This is a genomic window from Vibrio sp. 10N.222.55.C6 (assembly GCF_041473395.1).
GTDB lineage: Bacteria > Pseudomonadota > Gammaproteobacteria > Enterobacterales > Vibrionaceae > Vibrio > Vibrio crassostreae_C.
Window position 1 is genome coordinate 1 of record NZ_JBFRSD010000261.1, and the last position, 291, is coordinate 291.

Here is a 291-nt window from a genome sequence, read left to right on the forward strand (position 1 = left end):
GAGCTGCCTCTGTCACTGAATAGTTCTGATCTAGGATTAGTCGAACAGCTTCTAATTTGAACTCGCGCCAAATTGTCGCCTTGTGGGTTTTGTCATCGTGTCACCTGTTAACTTAGTTGGAGATGATATCACCTCTAACTAAGTGACCAAATTCAGCGTACCACTACAGTCAGTGTTGAATCCCGTACTTTCAATTTCTGTCGCAGGGGCGTTCAGATTCTCCATCATGCTTGCATAGACATGGGCAACACGCCTGATATTTTCCTCGCTATCTACAACCCAGTGCTTGGA

General features: G+C 45.4%; 1 pseudogene. It reads right to left on the minus strand.

Annotation, left to right across the window (positions count from 1 at the left end):
* Positions 1-132 (minus strand): annotated as a pseudogene (locus tag AB4486_RS23560) (transposase); the annotation flags it as partial.
* Positions 133-291 lie beyond the last annotated feature (159 nt).